Origin of the sequence: Protofrankia sp. CiP1_Cm_nod2 (assembly GCF_920664355.1) — a bacterium.
In the GTDB taxonomy this organism is placed as follows: Bacteria; Actinomycetota; Actinomycetes; order Frankiales; family Frankiaceae; genus Protofrankia.
The window spans coordinates 1,066-2,841 of record NZ_CAKKTL010000134.1 but is presented as its reverse complement, the minus strand read 5'-3'; the positions used below and the strand labels follow the sequence as shown (position 1 = coordinate 2,841).

Below are 1,776 nucleotides of genomic sequence, written 5' to 3'. Positions count from 1 at the left end.
CCCCGCGATCTACAAATCCGAGCCGGATTGAAACTTCTCCTGGATGTGACAGAAAGCCGGCCCCATGGTCCCCGCGATCTACAAATCCGAGCCGGATTGAAACTAGGTCAGGGGCGGTGGACGTTGTAGGTGATGTAGTCCCCGCGATCTACAAATCCGAGCCGGATTGAAACGTATCGGCCTGCTTGCCTGTAGCCAACCCGTAGGTCGTCCCCGCGATCTACAAATCCGAGCCGGATTGAAACGACCTCCGTCTGGACCCACGCCTTAGCTTGAGAGGGTCCCCGCGATCTACAAATCCGAGCCGGATTGAAACCTTGCAATCCCTGGATCTGGAATTTCAGGGACATGTCCCCGCGATCTACAAATCCGAGCCGGATTGAAACCGGGCGCAGCCGTGTCTACTATCTGTATATTCCCCCGGTCCCCGCGATCTACAAATCCGAGCCGGATTGAAACTTGCCGCCTTCCCAGCGTAAGTAGTCCCGAGGCAGTCCCCGCGATCTACAAATCCGAGCCGGATTGAAACGTCGGGACGCTCACCCTTGCCGTGTTCGGGGTGGTCCCCGCGATCTACAAATCCGAGCCGGATTGAAACCGATCTCACGGACCAGCCAGCCCCCGGCCACCAGTCCCCGCGATCTACAAATCCGAGCCGGATTGAAACGTGAAGACGCTGCGCAGCGCGACGTCGAACTCGTCCCCGCGATCTACAAATCCGAGCCGGATTGAAACCTTGCCAGGTGCCAGCGCCATCCTGCGTAAGTCCCCGCGATCTACAAATCCGAGCCGGATTGAAACGACGCGCCGGTCTGCCGTGCGTTGCACTCGGAGGTCCCCGCGATCTGCAAATCCGAGCCGGATTGAAACCCGAACTGCTCGATCGTGCGGGCCTTGGTGCGTCCCCGCGATCTGCAAATCCGAGTCGGATTGAAACCAGGCCGCCGCGTCGTGCTCGTTGACGACCGTGAGGTCCCCGCGATCCACAGATCTTTGTTTCTGAGTTCCGCGTGTCGTTCGTCTTCGGAATAGCGGACCAATCCGTCGATCACTATGGGCTGGGTGTTGACTCCCAGGGTGTCCCCGGGCCGCTCGAAGCTGTCGAGATCGCAGGAGGCGGACATGGTTCGATACTCATCGACCCGAAGGGGGGCCCAGCTCGATTCTTTCGTCGGGCCGCGAGTTCGGAAGCTGCTGTCAGTGGCAGGCCTCGGCCATGTTCAAAGCGGCCCCCAGGCAGGCGAAAGTGAACGAAGTTCTCGTCTCCCGGTCCGGTGTCCACAATCTTGGCTTTACCGGCCCGCTGTCGGAATGAATCGACACGGGCTTCTTCTCGGTGGTCTGCCGGAACGGCGGCGCGGGCAGGTGGCCGCGCCGCCGTTTGCGTCGTCCCGGAGATGTCGGCGGTGCTGAATACCGGAAGATCCTGCGGAGGGTGTTGGGCGGTCGGAGTCAGTCGCCGAGGCCGGCGGCTTCGAAGGCGGCCAGGGACGGGCGGATGGTCGCGGTCGGCCGGCCTGTCGGGATCAGCGGGTCGAGGGTCTTCAGGCCGTCGCCGGTGTTGAAGATGACGGTCTCCGCGTCGGGGTCGAGCAGGCCCTCGCGCAGCAGCCGCCGCAGGCAGGCGACGGTGACGCCGCCGGCGGTCTCGCCGAAGACACCCTCCGTCCGGGCCAGCAGGCGGATTCCCTCGACGATCTCGGGGTCGGTGACGTCGGTGATCGCGCCGCCGGTGCGACGGGCCACGTCGAGGGCGTACGGGCCGTCCGCCGGGTT

1 protein-coding gene and 1 CRISPR repeat array are annotated in these 1,776 nt (G+C 63.2%); the gene reads right to left on the bottom strand.

Annotated elements, in window-relative coordinates:
* Positions 1-67: 67 nt before the first annotated feature.
* A CRISPR array of direct repeats spans positions 68-937; the repeat unit is 36 nt; unit sequence GTCCCCGCGATCTACAAATCCGAGCCGGATTGAAAC.
* 515 nt (positions 938-1,452) lie between these two features.
* Positions 1,453-1,776: pyridoxal-phosphate dependent enzyme (locus NBW84_RS15285; protein WP_250285412.1), on the bottom strand; the 324-nt coding region annotated here is incomplete at its 5' end.